This window comes from Serratia sp. JKS296, from assembly GCF_900215445.1.
Lineage (GTDB): Bacteria > Pseudomonadota > Gammaproteobacteria > Enterobacterales > Enterobacteriaceae > Serratia > Serratia marcescens.
The window spans coordinates 3,273,855-3,292,021 of sequence record NZ_OCMX01000001.1; the positions used below are offsets into that span (position 1 = coordinate 3,273,855).

Genomic DNA, 18,167 nt, shown 5'->3' on the forward strand with positions numbered 1-18,167 from the left:
TCGCGGAGAATTGCAGGCGAAAAAAAACGGCGCCTTACAGGCACCGTTTTATATTCTTTTCAAGCAACAACGCTATGATCAGTCAGCGACTAGCCATAGATATTGGCGCGGTCACGCAACTCTTTGCCTGGCTTGAAGTGAGGAACGTATTTACCGTCCAGCTCTACTTTGTCACCGGTTTTCGGGTTGCGGCCTACACGCGGGGCACGGTAGTGAAGAGAAAAACTGCCGAATCCGCGGATCTCAATGCGTTCGCCCTCGGCCAGCGTTGCGGCCATGTGCTCAAGCATCTCTTTCACTGCATCCTCAACGGCCTTCGCCGGAATATGAGATTGCTGGCCAGCAAGTCTTTCAATAAGTTCAGACTTGGTCATAGTACCTCCAAGCTTTGCAGCTAAACTACCGTATCGGGGCGGTCAGCGACCGCCCCCCGTCATTACTCGCCTTTAGCCGCTTTGAAAGCTTCAGCCATTGCGTTAGAGAAGTTGCCTTCTTCCTGTTTGTTGTTAACAGTTGCGATGGCGTCTTTCTCGTCAGCTTCGTCCTTAGCACGTACGGACAGGCTTACAACGCGGTTCTTACGGTCAACGCCGGTGAATTTAGCTTCAACTTCGTCACCTACGTTCAGAACCAGAGTTGCATCTTCAATGCGGTCGCGAGAGGCTTCAGATGCACGCAGGTAACCTTCTACGCCGCCTGCCAATTCAACTGTAGCACCTTTGGCGTCAACTGCAGTGACTTTACCAGTAACAATAGCACCTTTCTTGTTCATAGACAGGTAGTTATTGAACGGGTCTTCAGCCAGTTGCTTCACGCCCAAGGAGATACGCTCGCGCTCTGCGTCAACTTGCAGAACAACCGCAGCGATTTCGTCGCCTTTCTTGTATTCACGTACTGCTTCTTCGCCTGCAACGTTCCAGGAGATGTCAGACAGGTGAACCAGGCCGTCGATGCCGCCGTCCAGGCCGATGAAGATACCGAAGTCAGTGATAGACTTGATTTTACCTTCAACGCGGTCGCCCTTGTTGTGGGTTTCTGCGAACTGCTGCCATGGGTTGGATTTGCACTGCTTCAGGCCCAGGGAGATACGACGACGTTCTTCATCGATGTCCAGAACCATCACTTCCACTACGTCGCCCACGTTAACAACTTTGGACGGATGGATGTTTTTGTTGGTCCAATCCATTTCAGAAACGTGTACCAGACCTTCAACGCCTTCTTCGATTTCTACGAAGCAGCCGTAATCAGTCAGGTTGGTTACACGGCCAGTCAGCTTGGTGCCTTCTGGGTAACGTTTCGCGATAGCAACCCATGGATCTTCGCCCAGCTGTTTCAGGCCCAGGGATACACGAGTACGCTCGCGGTCGAACTTCAGCACTTTAACAGTGATTTCATCGCCAACATTGACGATTTCGCTTGGGTGCTTAACGCGTTTCCAAGCCATGTCAGTGATGTGCAGCAGGCCGTCTACGCCGCCCAGATCAACGAATGCACCGTAGTCAGTGAGGTTCTTAACGATACCTTTAACTTCCATGCCTTCCTGCAGGTTTTCCAGCAGTTGATCGCGCTCAGCGCTGTTTTCGGATTCGATAACCGCACGGCGAGAAACGACAACGTTGTTGCGCTTCTGATCCAGCTTGATGACTTTGAACTCAAGCTCTTTGCCTTCCAGGTGCAGAGTGTCACGTACCGGACGCACGTCAACCAGGGAACCTGGCAGGAACGCGCGGATGCCGTTCAGCTCGACGGTGAAGCCACCCTTCACTTTGCCGTTGATAACACCGGTTACAGTCTCAGCTTCTTCGTAGGCTTTTTCCAGCGTGATCCAAGCTTCGTGACGCTTAGCTTTCTCACGGGACAGCAGGGTTTCACCGAAGCCGTCTTCAACAGCATCCAGAGCAACGTCAACTTCGTCACCAACCTGGATTTCCAGCTCGCCCTGGGCGTTTTTGAATTGCTCAGCCGGGATGGCAGACTCAGATTTCAGACCGGCGTCAACCAGTACGATATCTTTGTCGATAGCAACAACGACGCCACGAACGATGGAACCCGGGCGGGTTTCGATTTCTTTTAAGGATTCTTCAAAGAGTTGAGCGAAAGATTCAGTCATGTTGTTAATCTTCAGGGTTCTTTAGTTTAACGTCCATTTAGCGTCCCGCCGAATGGGGTTGTTTCACATACCCCGCCATTGGCTCCATGCCGACAGGGTTTAAGGTTACAGGGGTAAAATTTTACCCGATATATTGCGATACCGCTATGACAAAAAGCCAATAGCGCCGCCGCGCTTATTGCTGCGGCAACGCCAACACTTTCTGTGCATACGTCAACGCCTGCTGGATCACTTCCTCTATCGACATGCTGGTAGAATCCAGCACGAGGGCGTCAGAAGCGGGCACCAGAGGCGCGATAGGCCGATTACGGTCACGGTCGTCCCGTTCCTTTATCTCGGCTAAAAGACGTTCAAAGTTAACATTAAAGCCCTTCTCCTGCAACTGCAGCATGCGGCGGTGCGCGCGCTCCTCCGAGCTGGCGTCGAGGAAAATCTTGACCGGCGCGTCCGGGAACACCACCGTGCCCATGTCGCGGCCATCGGCAATCAGGCCGGGCGCCTCGCGAAACGCGCGCTGGCGGCGCAGCAACGCCTCGCGCACGCGCGGAAACGCCGCCGCTTGCGACGCGGTGTTGCCGACGGTTTCGGTGCGGATCTCATTGCTGACGTCCTCACCTTCCAAAATCACCTGCAACTTGCCGTCCTGGGCAACGAAGCGAACATCGAGATGTGCGGCCAGCGGAACCAGCGCTTCCTCAGAAGTGATATCCACCTGATGATGCAACGCCGCCAGCGCCAGCACGCGGTAGATCGCGCCAGAATCCAGCAAACGCCAACCAAGGGACTCGGCCAACGCTTTACACAGCGTGCCTTTGCCTGCGCCACTTGGTCCATCAACGGTTATCACCGGGGCTGTAGCCGTCATTTCTCTCTCCTTCAGGTAGAAAACCTCACAGAGACACGGCGCGCTTCGACTCGAAGCCCGTGCGCTCTGCCACCTGCCCAATCAGGGGCAAATACGGTGGCGTATTATACGCTGCCCTACGGCAATCTGTTACCCTGGAACTGTCCGGTTGTTGAAAATAAGCGCACAACCGCGAAAAAGTATAGAAGAAACGCCGGTCGCCGAAGGTTAAAAACGATAAAGGCCCACAAAGGGGCCTTAAAAGAAACGATTTGACGGATTACTACGCCGGCTGGCTGATGCGCGCCAACTGCTCGAAATAATCCGGGAAGGTTTTCGCGGTGCATTTCGGATCGAGAATGGTGACCGGGGTATCCGACAGCGCCACCAGCGAGAAGCACATCGCCATGCGGTGATCGTTGTAGGTACCGATCTCGGCGAACTGCAGTTTGGCCGGCGGCACAACGTGAATGTAGTCTTCGCCTTCGTCCACTTCCGCCCCCACTTTACGCAACTCGGTGGCCATCGCCGCCAGACGGTCGGTCTCCTTCACCCGCCAGTTGTAGATATTGCGGATGGTGGTCGGCCCCTCGGCGAACAACGCCGCGGTGGCGATGGTCATCGCCGCGTCCGGAATGTGGTTCATGTCCATGTCGATGCCGCGCAGCTCACCGCGGCTGCACTCGATGAAATCGTCGCCCCAGGTGATGCGCGCGCCCATTTTCTCCAGCACGTCGGCGAACTTGGTGTCGCCCTGCACGCTTTTGCGGCCGATGCCGGTCACGCGCACGGTGCCGCCCTTGATCGCCGCCGCCGCCAGGAAGTAAGAGGCGGAAGAAGCGTCGCCCTCAACCAGGTAGTCGCCCGGCGCGATATACGTCTGGCGCCCCTGGATATGGAATACCCGGTAGTTGTCGTGGCTCACCGATACGCCGAAGGTGCGCATCAGATGCAGCGTGATGTCGATGTAGGGCTTGGAAACCAGCTCGCCCTTGATGTGGATCTGCGTATCCTGCGGCGCCAGGGGCGCGGTCATCAGCAACGCGGTCAGGAACTGGCTGGAGACGCTGCCGTCAACGGTGACGTCGCCGCCCTGGAAACCGCCGCGCAGGCGAATCGGCGGGTAATCGGTCTGCTCGAGGTAATCAATCTGCGCCCCGCCCTGGCGCAACGCGTCCACCAGATGGCCGATCGGGCGTTCTTTCATGCGGGGTTCCCCGGTCAGCACCACATCACCTTCACCAAGGCACAGCGCCGCCGCCAGTGGGCGCATCGCGGTGCCGGCATTGCCGAGGAACAGTTCCAGCGGTTGGTTGGCCACCAACGGCCCGGCCACGCCGGTCACTTCACACACGGTGCGGTCGGCGGAAAGCCGGTAGTTCACGCCCAACGCCTGCAGCGCATTCAGCATATGACGCACATCGTCGCTGTCCAGCAGGTTGGTCAGCCGGGTCGTTCCCTCCGCCAGCGCCGCCAGCAGCAGAGCGCGGTTAGAAACGCTCTTCGAGCCGGGTAAGTTGACGGTGCCATTGACCAGGGCGACCGGTTGTAACGTCAGGGAATCCACCATGTGAACAAAACTCTCCAATTCTGATAAACGAAACGGCTCCGGAATAATGCCGGAGCCGCTTTAATGCAAAAGGACAACAGCCTGAGCAGCCCGCGCCTGGCGGGCTGACGGAATCAACCGTGACGACGTTCGAAGTCGGTCATGAAGTCGGTCAGCGCCTGCACGCCGGCCAGCGGCATGGCATTGTAAATAGAAGCACGCATGCCGCCAACTACCCGGTGGCCTTTCAGCGCCTGCAGGCCGATGGCCTCGGCTTCGCTGAGGAATACCTTGTCCAGCGCCGCATCGGCCAGCTGGAACGGCACGTTCATCCAGGAACGGTTGGCGATCGCCACCTGGCTGCGGTAGAAGTCGGATTTATCGATGGTCGCGTACAGCAGCTCGGCCTTGGCCTGATTGCGTTTTTGCATCTCCACCAGGCCGCCCTGCTCTTTCAGCCATTTGAACACCAGCCCGGACAAGTACCAGGCGAAGGTTGGCGGGGTGTTGAACATCGAGTCGTTCTCGGCCAGCACGGTGTAATCGAGGATAGACGGCACTTCTTTGCGCGCCTTGCCCAGCAGATCGTCGCGCACGATCACCAGCGTCAGGCCGGCCGGGCCGATATTTTTCTGCGCGCCGGCGTAAATCACGCCGAAGCGGCTGACGTCGAGCGGGCGGGACAGAATGGTCGAGGAATAATCGCCGATCACCACTTTGTCGCCGAAGTCCGGCGTTTCATCGATGGCCACGCCGTCGATGGTTTCATTCGGGCAATAATGCACGTAAGCAGCGTCGTTGCTCAGCTGCCACTCTTTCATCGGCTTGATGCCGCTCAGGCCGTCGATGCGGGTTTTCACGTCGATGACGTTCGGGGTGCAATACTTTTCCGCTTCCTTGATGGCGCTGTGCGCCCAATAACCACCGTCGATATAGTCGGCGGTGGCCTTGTCGCCCAGCAGGTTCAGCGGCAGTGCGGCGAATTGTGCGCGGGCGCCGCCGTGGCAAAACAGCACTTTATAGTTGGAGGGGACTTTCAGCAGATCGCGCAGATCCTGTTCCGCCTGCTCGGCAACGGCGATGAATTCTTTGCTGCGGTGACTGATCTCCATCACTGACGTGCCCAGGCCGTGCCAATTGCACAGTTCCTGTTCCGCACGACGCAACACTTCCACCGGCAGCATCGCCGGGCCAGAGCTAAAATTATAAACCTGAGTCATTTCCCCTCACCACATTCACTGTTCGCCGCAGAAAAGCGACCTGTCGAAAAGATGCCCGAAGCTAACGCTCGCGTTAACCAACCCATCGGTTTTATCACTCACGCCCCATGGCTGCAACGCTTATTCGCCCGTCGGCGGCAAACGGTCACGCCGGGTGATGACAGGCTCTGCGGCCGTCGCGATTGTTTGGACGATAAAACCCTGCGACATGGGGAAATTCAGCGGGTTAACGCGGTGTTTTATGCTGTATTCAGCCGAGATGGCTGCGGGAGCCCGGACGGCCCCCGCAGGAGAGAAAACGATCAGTACTGATTGAACATCTGCTGGATCTGCTTCGCGTCTTTGGTTTGCGTCAGCGCCAGCTGCAGCAGAATGCGCGCTTTTTGCGGATTCAGCGTGCCGGCGGCCACGAAGCCGTATTTGGCGTCGTCCACTTCCGCATCCTCGGTGGTCGCGCCGGTTGGCACGCGCGAAGAACGCACCACCGCCACGCCGTTGTGCGCCGCCGTCGCCAAAGTGTCGAACACGGTTTTATACAGGTTACCGTTGCCGACCCCGGCGCTGACGATGCCCTGATATCCTTCGGCGATCAGCGCCTTGGCCGGCGCATCGGAGGCGTTGGCGTAGTTGTAGACGATGCCGACCTTCGGCAGCTCGTTCAGCTTGCTGACGTCGAACGGCGTCTCCCGGGTATGCTTGCGCTGCGGCGAACGCTGGTAATCGATCTTGCCGTTGTGGATGTACCCCAGCGGGCCGAAGTTCGGCGACTGGAAGGTCTGCACGGCGGTGGTATTGGTCTTGGTGACGTCGCGCGCGTCCAGCACGGTGTCGTTCATCGCCACCAGCACCCCGCGGTTGGCCGATTGCGGATCCGCCGCCGTCACCACCGCGTTATACAGGTTGAACGGGCCGTCGGCGCTCATCGCCGTCGCCGGCCGCATCGCCCCGACCAGCACCACCGGCTTGTCGCACTTCACCGTCAGATCGAGGAAATAGGCCGTCTCTTCCAGCGTATCGGTACCGTGGGTGATGACGAAGCCGTCGGTTTTGCCGCAGTCGGCGTCAATTTTCTTCGCCAGCGTCAGCCAGACCTGATCGTTCATGTCCTGCGAGCCGATGTTCACCACCTGCTCCCCCCGCACGTTGGCGATGTTTTTCAGCGCCGGCACCGCATCGACCAGCGCCTCGACGCCCAGCTTGCCCGCGGTATAGTTGGATTTCGTCGCCGAATCGCCGCCGCCGGCAATGGTACCGCCGGTCGCCAGCAGGGTGATGTTGGGCAGCGCCAGCGCCGAAGCGCTGACGCCGGTCAACAAGAGGGTTAACACGCTGAGTTTCACTGATTTCATTAGATTTCTCCGTGACAGATAACTCGCTGAATTATGGCCTTTATCCTTAAAAAAACTGTGACTTTGCCACCGCTTTAGGAATACGTGGAGCTCCAGCGTAAAACCCCGTATCATTGCGCGTTTTTAGTACGCGCAAAAAGTGAAGACAATGACGCAAACTTTTATCCCCGGTAAAGACGCCGCCCTGGAAGACTCCATCGCCCGTTTCCAGCAGAAACTGAGCGACCTCGGTTTCAACATCGAAGAAGCCTCCTGGCTGAACCCGGTGCCGCACGTGTGGTCGGTGCACATTCGCGATCGCGATTGCCCGCTGTGCTTCACCAACGGCAAAGGCGCCAGCAAAAAAGCCGCGCTGGCCTCCGCGCTGGGTGAATATTTCGAGCGCCTGTCCACCAACTACTTCTTTGCCGATTTCTATCTGGGCCGGCAGATCGCCGAAGGCGACTTCGTGCACTACCCGAATGAGAAATGGTTCCCGATCCCTGAAGACGACGCGCTGCCGGCCGGCATCCTCGACGAACGCCTGCACGCCTTCTACGATCCGCAGCAAGAGCTGAGCGCCAGCGATCTGGTCGATCTGCAATCCGGCAACGCCGATCGCGGCGTGTGCGCGCTGCCGTTTACCCGTCAGTCCGACCAGCAAACCGTGTACATCCCGATGAATATCATCGGCAACCTGTATGTTTCCAACGGTATGTCCGCCGGCAACACCGCCAACGAAGCGCGCGTGCAGGGTCTGTCGGAAGTGTTCGAGCGTTATGTGAAAAACCGCATCATCGCCGAATCCATCAGCCTGCCGGCGATCCCGGACGAAGTGCTGAACCGCTACCCGGGCGTGGTGGAGGCCATCGCCAAGTTGGAAGAGGAAGGTTTCCCGATCCTCTCCTATGACGCCTCGCTGGGCGGCAACTACCCGGTGATCTGCGTGGTGCTGTTCAACCCGACCAACGGCACCTGCTTCGCTTCATTCGGCGCGCATCCGGACTTCGGCGTGGCGCTGGAGCGCACGGTAACCGAACTGCTGCAGGGCCGCAGCCTGAAAGATCTCGACGTGTTCACCGCGCCGACCTTCGATGACGAAGAAGTGGCGGAACACACCAACCTGGAAACGCACTTCATCGACTCCAGCGGCCTGATCTCCTGGGATCTGTTCAAACAGGATGCCGATTACCCGTTCGTTGACTGGAACTTCAGCGGCAGCACGCAGGAAGAGTTCGCCACCCTGATGAGCATCTTCGACAAGGAAGACGCGGAAGTGTACATCGCCGACTACGAGCACCTGGGCGTCTACGCTTGCCGCATCATCGTGCCGGGCATGTCCGATATCTACCCGGCGGAAGACCTGCTGCTGGCCAACAACAGCATGGGCGCGCACCTGCGCGATACGCTGCTGGCGCTGCCGGGCAGCGAGTGGGAGCCGGAAGAATACCTGGCGCTGATCGAGCAGCTGGACGACGAAGGGCTGGACGATTTCACCCGCGTACGCGAACTGCTGGGCATTGCCAGCGGCAAAGACAACGCCTGGCATACCCTGCGCGTGGGCGAGCTGAAGTCGATGCTGGCGCTGGCGGGCGGCGATCTGGATCAGGCGCTGATCTGGACCGAATGGACGCAGGACTTCAACGCCTCGGTACTGAGCCCGGCGCGCAGCAACTACTACCGCTGCCTGCAAACGCTGCTGCTGCTGGCGCAGGAGCCTGAACGCGAAGCGGCGCAATACTATACCGCGTTCGTGAAAATGTACGGCCAGGAAGCGGTCGACGCCGCCTCCGCCGCCATCAGCGGTGAAGAGCGCTTCAACGGGCTGTTCGCCGTCGATGCCGATCTGAAGGCGCTGCCGGCGCATCAGGCGCTGCTGGTGGCTTACGAGAAGCTGCAGGCGGCCAAACGCCGCCACTGGGCCAAGGCCTAAGCATCATCAGGGGGTGCCACCACTTTGGGAGTACCCCTGTTGCCAAACGCCGCACTCCGTTGCGGCGTTTTCATTTTTGCGGTTTATTTCAACGCATTCGGTTTTATTTTTTTGCCAGGAAATAGGCGGTTAAACGGCCATAAAAATAAATAAACCGTCAATTGTTGCCGGACGGTGAAATAATAATTAACCGATAATTAAACTTTCAGCGCCGCGCGGCGACAAAACGCCTAAAAATTTAACTTTACTCTATGCCGACCATTCGGTGGATTCAAAAAAATTTGCAAACATTAAAAAAATGTTTTTCATTAAAAATCAATAAATTAACCATAAAAACCACACAAAAAACACGTCATTTCGCCGCTCTACTTCCCCGCCTTATGATCCAAATCAAATTTTCCCCTATACTGCTTTGCTAGTATCTCATTGCGTTGTTTTAACCCTTAAGAGCGAGAGTTAGTTTGAAAACTGACAGCCCCTTCGATCTGATTTTACCTGCAGCAACGGCGAAAATCGCTGAAGATGCCGGCGTGTATAAAGCCACCAAACATCCGCTGAAAACGTTTTATTTGGCGATCACCGCCGGTGTCTTCATTTCCATCGCCTTCGTCTTCTACATCACGGCGACCACCGGCACCGCCGGCGTACCTTTCGGGCTGGCGAAACTGGTCGGCGGCATCTGCTTCTCTCTCGGGTTAATGCTGGTGGTGGTGTCGGGCGCCGACCTGTTCACTTCTACCGTACTTATCGTCATCGCCAAGGCCAGCGGCCGCATCAGTTGGGGCCAGCTGGGCGCCAACTGGCTGAACGTTTATCTCGGCAACCTGGTCGGCGCGCTGTTCTTCGTGGCGCTGATCTGGTTCTCCGGCGAGTATATGGTCGCCAACGGCCAGTGGGGCCTGAATGTCCTGCAAACCGCAGACCATAAGCTGCATCACACCTTCATCGAAGCCGTCTGCCTCGGCATTCTGGCTAACCTGATGGTCTGCCTGGCGGTCTGGATGAGCTACTCCGGCCGCACCCTGACCGACAAGATGCTCGCCATGGTGCTGCCGGTCGGGATGTTTGTCGCCAGCGGCTTCGAACACAGCATCGCCAACATGTTTATGATCCCTATGGGCATCGTGGTCAAACACTTCGCCACGCCGGAGTTCTGGCAAGCCGTAGGGGCGGTACCTGAGCAATTCGCTCATCTGACAGTAAGCAACTTCATCATCGACAACCTGATTCCGGTCACCCTCGGTAACATCATCGGCGGCGGTCTGCTGGTTGGGTTGACTTACTGGGTAATTTATCTGCGCGGGGGCCGCGAGCAGCACTAAGCTGTGAGTTACCGCGCGCAGAGTTAGAAATCCACAATCAAAGGTAGGTGTACAATGACCGAACTTAACGAGAAATTAGCCAACGCTTGGGAAGGTTTCAGCAAGGGTGACTGGCAGAATGAAGTCAACGTTCGTGACTTCATCCAGAAAAACTACACGCCTTATGAAGGTGACGAATCCTTCCTGGCTGGCGCAACTCAAGCCACCACCACCTTGTGGGACAAGGTTATGGAAGGGATCAAACTGGAAAACCGCACTCATGCGCCGGTTGATTTCGACACCAACGTTGCTTCAACCATCATTTCTCACGACGCGGGTTACATCGCCAAAGAGCTGGAAACCATCGTGGGTCTGCAGACCGACGCCCCTCTGAAACGCGCGCTGATCCCGTTCGGCGGCATCAAAATGGTCGAAGGTTCGTGCAAAGTGTACGGCCGCGAGCTGGATCCGCAGCTGAAAAAAGTGTTCACCGAATACCGTAAAACCCACAACCAGGGCGTATTCGACGTTTACACCAAAGACATCCTGAACTGCCGTAAATCCGGCGTGCTGACCGGTCTGCCAGACGCCTACGGCCGCGGCCGCATCATCGGCGACTACCGCCGCGTGGCGCTGTACGGCATCGACTTCCTGATGGCCGACAAACTGAACCAGTTCAAATCGCTGCAGGAAAAACTGGAAAACGGCGAAGACCTGGAAATGACCATCCAGCTGCGCGAAGAGATCGCTGAACAGCACCGTGCTCTGGCTCAGATCAAAGAGATGGCCGCCAAATACGGCTACGACATCTCCGGCCCGGCCACCAGCGCGCAAGAAGCGGTGCAGTGGACCTACTTCGGCTACCTGGCCGCGGTGAAATCCCAGAACGGCGCCGCCATGTCCTTCGGCCGCGTGTCCACCTTCCTCGACGTGTTCATCGAACGCGACATCAAGGCGGGCAAACTGACCGAAGAACAAGCGCAGGAACTGATCGACCACCTGGTGATGAAACTGCGTATGGTGCGCTTCCTGCGTACCCCTGAGTACGATGAGCTGTTCTCCGGCGACCCAATCTGGGCGACTGAGTCCCTGGCCGGTATGGGCGTCGACGGCCGTACCCTGGTCACCAAAAACAGCTTCCGCTTCCTGAACACCCTGTACACCATGGGGCCGTCTCCGGAGCCGAACATGACCATCCTGTGGTCTGAGAAGCTGCCGCTGAACTTCAAGAAATTCGCGGCGAAAGTGTCCATCGACACCTCTTCCGTTCAGTACGAAAACGACGACCTGATGCGCCCTGACTTCAACAACGATGACTATGCCATCGCTTGCTGCGTCAGCCCGATGATCGTCGGCAAACAAATGCAGTTCTTCGGCGCCCGCGCCAACCTGGCGAAAACCATGCTGTACGCCATCAACGGCGGCGTTGACGAAAAACTGAAAATGCAGGTCGGCCCGAAAGAAGCGCCGATGATGGACGAAGTGCTGGACTATGACAAAGTCATGGCGCGCATGGATCACTTTATGGATTGGCTGGCCAAGCAGTACGTGACCGCGCTGAACATCATTCACTACATGCACGACAAGTACAGCTACGAAGCTGCGCTGATGGCGCTGCATGACCGTGACGTTTATCGCACCATGGCTTGCGGCATCGCCGGTCTGTCCGTTGCGGCCGACTCCCTGTCCGCCATCAAGTACGCGAAAGTCACCACCATTCGCGACGAAGACGGCCTGGCTATCGACTTCAAAGTGGAAGGCGAGTATCCGCAGTTCGGTAACAACGACGCCCGCGTCGATGACATCGCCTGCGACCTGGTGGAACGTTTCATGAAGAAAATTCAGAAACTGCGCACCTACCGCAACGCGGTACCGACTCAGTCCGTACTGACCATCACCTCCAACGTGGTGTACGGCAAGAAAACCGGTAACACCCCGGATGGCCGCCGCGCCGGCGCACCGTTCGGCCCAGGCGCCAACCCGATGCACGGCCGCGACCAGAAAGGCGCAGTAGCCTCCCTGACCTCGGTAGCCAAACTGCCGTTTGCCTACGCGAAAGACGGGATCTCCTACACCTTCTCCATCGTGCCTAACGCGCTGGGTAAAGACGACGACGTGCGTAAAGCCAACCTGGCGGGCCTGATGGATGGTTACTTCCATCATGAAGCCTCCATCGAAGGCGGTCAGCACCTGAACGTCAACGTGATGAACCGCGAAATGCTGCTGGACGCGATGGAAAACCCTGAGAAATACCCTCAGCTGACCATCCGCGTCTCCGGTTACGCCGTGCGCTTCAACTCGCTGACCAAAGAGCAACAGCAGGACGTCATTACTCGTACCTTCACTCAAACGATGTAATAACGCCGACCGGGCGGGAAACCGCCCGGTGCCAACGTCAGGGCCGGTTCTGCCGGCCCTTTTCTCCCACCGCTCTCCCCTGACTCTGTACGAGTCTGTTTTGCCGGACATCTATACTTAAATGGATAGCCGGCAAAACAGTTATCCGGCAACTGACCGGCCGACAGGCATCATTACCCCCGGTGGCGGATCCCCCGCCGCTGCATCGCAGATACCTGGCCGGCGGCCACGCGCCTATTTTTAGACTGCGTTTGACAGTCCATATTGGAGAAAACCCCGCAATGTCAGTAACTGGTCGCATCCACTCCTTCGAATCCTGCGGCACCGTCGATGGGCCCGGGATCCGCTTTATCGTCTTCTTCCAGGGCTGCCTGATGCGCTGCCTCTATTGCCATAACCGTGACACCTGGGACACCCACGGCGGCAAAGAAGTGACCGTCGAAGAGCTGATGAAAGACGCGGTGGCCTACCGCCACTTCATGAACGCTTCCGGCGGTGGCGTGACCGCGTCCGGCGGCGAGGCGATCCTGCAGGCTGAATTCGTGCGCGACTGGTTCCGCGCCTGCCATGCCGAAGGCATCAACACCTGCCTGGACACCAATGGCTTCGTGCGCCGCTACGATCCGGTGATCGACGAATTGCTGGACACCACCGATCTGGTGATGCTGGATCTGAAACAGATGAACGACGAGATCCACCAGAATCTGGTCGGCGTCTCCAACCACCGCACGCTGGAATTCGCCCGCTATCTGGCGAAACGCAACCAGCGCACCTGGATCCGTTACGTGGTGGTGCCGGGCTGGTCAGACGACGATAAATCGGCGCACCTGCTGGGCGAGTTCACCAAAGACATGACCAACATCGAGAAAATCGAGCTGCTGCCTTACCACGAGCTGGGCAAGCACAAATGGATAGCGATGGGGGAAGAGTACAAACTGGACGGCGTACATCCGCCGAAGGCCGAGACCATGGATCGCGTCAAAGGCATCCTGGAAAGCTACGGCCACAAAGTGATTTACTGATTGGCGCACGCCAAAAGAAAAACCGGCTCATGGCCGGTTTTTTTATGCTCAGGCGGCGGCGAACGGCGTGTGATGGCGATCCGGCTTCTGCTTTTTCAGCAGCATCAGCAGGTAAACCAGCGCCACGGCGGCGATCATCACAAACAGCACGCGATCGGAATAGTTCTGCATCAGCAGCGCCGTCATCGATGGGCCCAGCAGGCTGCCGATGGTGTAACTCATCAGCAGCGCCTGGTTCATCGCCACCAGTTCGTGCGGCATTGCCTTCTCACAGGCCCAGGACATCGCCACCGGATACAGGGTAAAGCCGGCGCAGCCGAGGATGAACAGCCAAGGCGCCATGGCGTAGTTGCCGAGCATCGCCACGCTGGCGAGGATCACCACGAACACCTGAATGCGCAGCACCAGCAGGCGCCCGTAACGATCGGCCAGGCGCCCGACCGGCCATTGCCCGACGATGCCGGAGCTGACCAGCAGCGCCATCCAGTAACCCACGTTGGCGTCACTCATGCCCTGATGGGAGAGATACAGCGGCATCAGGCCATACAGCGAACCGAGCACGATGCCGGAGATGATGCAGCCGTTGATGCCGAGGCGCGCGCTGCGGCGTCTCAACATTGTCCATACTGCCGCCTGCTGCGGCTCGTCTTCATGGCGGTTGACCCGCGCGAACAGCATTGGCAACATCGCGCTGATCACAATGGCGGTCACCCACGGCACCACGTGCAGCAATTCGGTCGAGGTCATGCTCAACAGCAATTGGCCGGTCACCGTACCGAGGTAATAGACAATCATATAGGCCGCCAGCAGCTGGCCACGGTTGCTCAGGTTACCGCTGCGCAACAGCGCGCTCTCCACGATCACCCAGATCCAGGCGCAACCGACGCCGGCGAAGAAGCGCCAGCCCAGCCAGCTCCAGAAATCGATCGACAGCACCATGCCGGCGGTCGCCGCGGCGAACACCAGACAAGAAAGATGATAGCTGCGGGTAAAGCCGACGCGCTGGATCAGTCTGCCCGCCACCAACGTGCCCAACAGGTTGCCGCTGAAATAAGAGGAGCTGACCATGCCCACCTGCCAGGTTGACAGCTGGGCATGGGTTAACCAAAGCGGCACTAACGTATTCAAAACGGCAATGGATACCGTGAGCAGCAAAAGGCCGCAGAGCAATAGGAGCACTGGGCGGGAGTATGCGGACATAGTGAAATTGTGACCGAACGCGCAATGAGAGTGCGCGCATCATGCCACTGGCGATAAAAAAGTCAATCGCCTCTTATCATTCCAGCGCACGATTTGTTTCCGGCTAAGCGGCTGAAAAAGCGCTATGCTCAGCGCAGAGCGGATTTAACGACGGAGAAGCGAGATGAGTCAGGCAAATAATGCGGCGGTCGAGACCTTGCTGGCAGACATCGGCAGCACGCACGGCGAGCTGCTGGAGATCGTACAACAGGTGCGCCGGGTCGCCACGGCGAGCGGCAGTGGCGTCACCGAATCGGTCAAATACGGCGGCATCATGTTCTCGCATACTCAATTTTTCTGCGGCGTTTTCGCCTACCGCAGTCACGTCACGGTGGAATTCGGCCAAGGGCACCGACTGGAAGATCGCTATCAGCAACTTGAAGGCAACGGCCAATATCGGCGGCACATCAAGCTCCACTCGCTCGCCGAGGTGAAAAGCAAGCATCTGGCAGACTACATTAAACAGGCCTACGCGCTGGCGACAGACTGAATTCTCGACATAAAAAAAGCGCCCGCAGGCGCTTTTTTCTCGTAGCTTGCCGTTTAGCCGATGTATTCCAGGCCGCCCATATAAGGACGCAGCACTTCAGGCACCTGAATGCGACCGTCGGCCTGCTGGTAGTTTTCCAGCACCGCCACCAGCGTGCGGCCGACCGCCAGGCCGGAGCCGTTCAGCGTGTGAACCAGACGCGGCTTCTTGTCGGCCTTGCTGCGGCAACGCGCCTGCATGCGACGCGCCTGGAAGTCCCACATGTTGGAGCAGGACGAGATCTCGCGGTAGGTGTTCTGCGCCGGCAGCCACACTTCCAGATCGTAGGTCTTGCATGCGCCGAAGCCCATATCGCCGGTGCACAGCAGCACTTTGCGGTAAGGCAGGTTCAGCAGCTGCAGCACTTTTTCCGCGTGGCCGGTCAGCTCTTCCAGGGCATCCATCGAATCTTCCGGACGGACGATCTGCACCATCTCGACCTTGTCGAACTGGTGCATGCGGATCAAACCGCGGGTATCGCGACCGTAAGAACCGGCTTCCGCACGGAAGCATGGCGTGTGCGCGGTCATCTTCAGCGGCAGAGTTTCCTCTTCCACGATCTCGTCGCGCACCAGGTTGGTCAGCGGCACTTCCGCCGTTGGGATCAGCGCGTAGTTGCTGCTGTCGGCTTCTTCTTCCAGCGGGCGGGTATGGAACAGATCTTCGCCGAACTTCGGCAGTTGGCCGGTGCCATACAGCGTGGCGTGGTTGACCAAATAAGGTACGTAGGCCTCCAGGTAGCCGTGCTGCTCGGTGTGCAGATCCAGCATGAACTGGGACAGCGCGCGGTGCATGCGGGCGATTTGCCCTTTCATGACCACGAAACGCGAACCGGTCAGCTTAACCGCGGCGGCAAAATCCAGCCCGCCGGCCATTTCGCCCAGATCGACGTGATCGCGCACCGCGAAGTCGTACTGGCGCGGTTCGCCCCAGCGGGTGACTTCCAGGTTTTCGCTGTCGTCTTTACCATCCGGCACCGCGTCGTCCGGCAGGTTAGGCAGCGTCAGAGCGTAATCGCGGATCTCGCTTTGCAGCGCATCCAGCGCCGCCTTGGCGGCATCCAGCTTGTCACCCAGCTCGTTCACTTCGCGACGCAGCGGCTCGATGTCTTCCCCACGCGCTTTGGCCGCGCCGATGGATTTCGATCGGGAGTTGCGTTCCGCTTGCAGCGTTTCAGTTTCTACCTGCAGAACTTTGCGGCGTTCTTCCTGCGAACGCAGCAGATCCAGATCGAGTTTAAAGCCTCGGCGAGCCAGTTTGACGGCGACTGCGTCTAGCTCATTACGCAGCAGATTGGGATCGAGCATGCTAATCCTGTGCTTGTTGTTATTGAAAGAAGTGTTGTTGTTCTATGCGGCTGATTTATAGCCGCATAAAAGAAGAGTGATACCCGCTAACCTTACCGCAACGGCCACGCTAGCGGTAGCGTTTTGTCGGGCTATTTTGATCCTGCTCAGCCAGCCATGCCAACTTTTCGCCGATTTTCCCTTCCAGCCCGCGCGAGGTCGGTTGGTAGTAGCGCGTATGGGCCATTTCGGGCGGGAAATAGTTCTCGCCGGCGGCGTAGGCGTTGGGTTCGTCGTGGGCGTAACGGTATTCCGCCCCCAGCCCCATCTCCTTCATCAGCTTGGTCGGCGCGTTGCGCATGTGCTCCGGCACGTCATAATCGGCCTGCTCTTTGGCATCGCGCATGGCGGCCTTGAACGCGGTGTAAACCGCATTGCTTTTCGGCGCGCAGGCCAGGTAAACAATCGCCTGCGCGATGGCGCGTTCGCCCTCGGCCGGCCCCACGCGGGTGAAGCAATCCCAGGCGGCGATCGCCACCTGCATGCCGCGCGGATCGGCGTTGCCCACGTCTTCAGAGGCAATCGCCAACAGACGGCGCGCCACATAGAGCGGATCGCCGCCGGCGGTAATGATGCGCGCATACCAGTACAGCGCGGCGTCCGGCGCCGAACCGCGCACTGATTTATGCAGCGCGGAAATCAGGTCGTAATAACGATCGCCCTTGTTGTCGAAGCGCGCGCTGCGCTCGCCCGACACCTCTTTCAGCAACTCCGGCGTCAGCACCCGCACGCCTTTGGCATCGATCTCCGCCATGTCCGCCATCATTTCCAGGCTGTTCAGCGCCCGGCGCGCATCGCCGCCCACCAACTCCGACAGCAGGCGGCGCGTTTCCGCGGGCAGCTCGACGTTCTGATTGCCAAAGCCGCGCGCCTTGTCGCTCATCGCCTGATCCAGCACCTGGCCGATATCTTCGGCGGTCAGCGCCTTCAGCAGGTAAACGCGGGCGCGGGACAACAGCGCCGAGTTCAGTTCGAACGACGGGTTTTCGGTGGTGGCGCCGATAAAGGTGATGGTGCCGTCTTCGATATGTGGCAGGAAAGCGTCCTGCTGGCTTTTGTTAAAGCGGTGCACTTCGTCGACGAACAGGATGGTGCGGCGGCCGGCGTCGCGGTTTTGCCGCGCCCGCTCAATCGCCTCGCGGATCTCCTTGATGCCGGAGGTCACGGCAGAGATCCGTTCGACATCCGCCTGGCCATAACGGCCGATCAGCTCTGCCAACGTCGTCTTCCCGGTGCCCGGCGGCCCCCATAAAATCATCGAGTGCAGTTGCCCGGCCTCAATGGCGCGCGGCAGCGGCTTGCCGGCGGCCAGCAGGTGTTGCTGGCCGATATACTGCGCCAGCGTGGTCGGCCGCATGCGCGCGGCCAACGGCTGGAACTCGTTCTGG

General features: G+C 58.4%; 14 protein-coding genes. 5 read left to right on the forward strand and 9 right to left on the reverse strand.

Annotation, left to right across the window (positions count from 1 at the left end; genetic code table 11):
* Positions 1 to 89 precede the first annotated feature (89 nt).
* The 6 genes from ihfB to ansB form a co-directional block, all read right to left on the reverse strand.
* On the reverse strand, positions 90 to 374 hold the full coding sequence (gene ihfB, locus CRO23_RS15705) for an integration host factor subunit beta (RefSeq protein ID WP_004928264.1): 285 nt from the start codon (positions 372 to 374) through the stop codon (positions 90 to 92).
* Positions 375 to 436: 62 nt separating this feature from the next.
* A complete protein-coding gene (rpsA, locus tag CRO23_RS15710) occupies positions 437 to 2,110 on the reverse strand; it encodes a 30S ribosomal protein S1 (protein ID WP_004928267.1) in 1,674 nt (557 codons plus the stop codon).
* Positions 2,111 to 2,285: 175 nt separating this feature from the next.
* Positions 2,286 to 2,975 carry a (d)CMP kinase gene (gene cmk / locus CRO23_RS15715; RefSeq protein ID WP_028127992.1) on the reverse strand — a complete coding sequence of 230 codons (690 nt, stop codon included), beginning with the start codon at positions 2,973 to 2,975 and terminating at the stop codon, positions 2,286 to 2,288.
* Between the two features lie 262 nt (positions 2,976 to 3,237).
* A complete protein-coding gene (gene aroA / locus CRO23_RS15720; protein WP_016928320.1) occupies positions 3,238 to 4,524 on the reverse strand; it encodes a 3-phosphoshikimate 1-carboxyvinyltransferase in 1,287 nt (428 codons plus the stop codon).
* Between the two features lie 113 nt (positions 4,525 to 4,637).
* Positions 4,638 to 5,723, reverse strand: coding sequence for a 3-phosphoserine/phosphohydroxythreonine transaminase (gene serC, locus CRO23_RS15725; protein ID WP_028127991.1), 1,086 nt, complete (start codon positions 5,721 to 5,723; stop codon positions 4,638 to 4,640).
* A gap of 302 nt (positions 5,724 to 6,025) precedes the next feature.
* A complete protein-coding gene (ansB, locus tag CRO23_RS15730) occupies positions 6,026 to 7,072 on the reverse strand; it encodes an L-asparaginase 2 (RefSeq protein ID WP_016928322.1) in 1,047 nt (348 codons plus the stop codon).
* A 148-nt stretch (positions 7,073 to 7,220) separates the two neighbouring features.
* On the opposite strand from ansB, the gene ycaO reads away from it, so the two are divergent.
* The 4 genes from ycaO (at position 7,221) to pflA (ending at position 13,665) form a co-directional block, all read left to right on the forward strand.
* Positions 7,221 to 8,984: a 30S ribosomal protein S12 methylthiotransferase accessory factor YcaO gene (gene ycaO / locus CRO23_RS15735; RefSeq protein ID WP_016928323.1), complete on the forward strand. Its 1,764-nt coding sequence runs from the start codon at positions 7,221 to 7,223 to the stop codon at positions 8,982 to 8,984.
* A 461-nt stretch (positions 8,985 to 9,445) separates the two neighbouring features.
* The gene (gene focA / locus CRO23_RS15740; protein WP_004928284.1) at positions 9,446 to 10,306 is read left to right on the forward strand and encodes a formate transporter FocA; all 861 of its coding nucleotides are present in this window, start codon (positions 9,446 to 9,448) and stop codon (positions 10,304 to 10,306) included.
* A 54-nt stretch (positions 10,307 to 10,360) separates the two neighbouring features.
* Positions 10,361 to 12,643 carry a formate C-acetyltransferase gene (pflB, locus tag CRO23_RS15745; RefSeq protein WP_016928324.1) on the forward strand — a complete coding sequence of 761 codons (2,283 nt, stop codon included), beginning with the start codon at positions 10,361 to 10,363 and terminating at the stop codon, positions 12,641 to 12,643.
* 281 nt (positions 12,644 to 12,924) lie between these two features.
* Positions 12,925 to 13,665, forward strand: coding sequence for a pyruvate formate lyase 1-activating protein (gene pflA / locus CRO23_RS15750; protein ID WP_031299859.1), 741 nt, complete (start codon positions 12,925 to 12,927; stop codon positions 13,663 to 13,665).
* 48 nt (positions 13,666 to 13,713) lie between these two features.
* Here pflA and CRO23_RS15755 read toward each other — a convergent pair whose 3' ends face one another.
* On the reverse strand, positions 13,714 to 14,865 hold the full coding sequence (locus CRO23_RS15755; RefSeq protein WP_097102427.1) for an MFS transporter: 1,152 nt from the start codon (positions 14,863 to 14,865) through the stop codon (positions 13,714 to 13,716).
* A gap of 163 nt (positions 14,866 to 15,028) precedes the next feature.
* On the opposite strand from CRO23_RS15755, the gene CRO23_RS15760 reads away from it, so the two are divergent.
* Positions 15,029 to 15,394 carry a DUF1801 domain-containing protein gene (locus tag CRO23_RS15760; protein ID WP_033640818.1) on the forward strand — a complete coding sequence of 122 codons (366 nt, stop codon included), beginning with the start codon at positions 15,029 to 15,031 and terminating at the stop codon, positions 15,392 to 15,394.
* 53 nt (positions 15,395 to 15,447) lie between these two features.
* On the opposite strand, the gene serS is transcribed toward CRO23_RS15760, so the two are convergent.
* Positions 15,448 to 16,740, reverse strand: coding sequence for a serine--tRNA ligase (serS, locus tag CRO23_RS15765; RefSeq protein ID WP_016928328.1), 1,293 nt, complete (start codon positions 16,738 to 16,740; stop codon positions 15,448 to 15,450).
* Positions 16,741 to 16,849: 109 nt separating this feature from the next.
* Positions 16,850 to 18,136, reverse strand: a complete 1,287-nt coding sequence (locus CRO23_RS15770; protein ID WP_176519334.1) for a replication-associated recombination protein A — start codon at positions 18,134 to 18,136, stop codon at positions 16,850 to 16,852.
* Positions 18,137 to 18,167 lie beyond the last annotated feature (31 nt).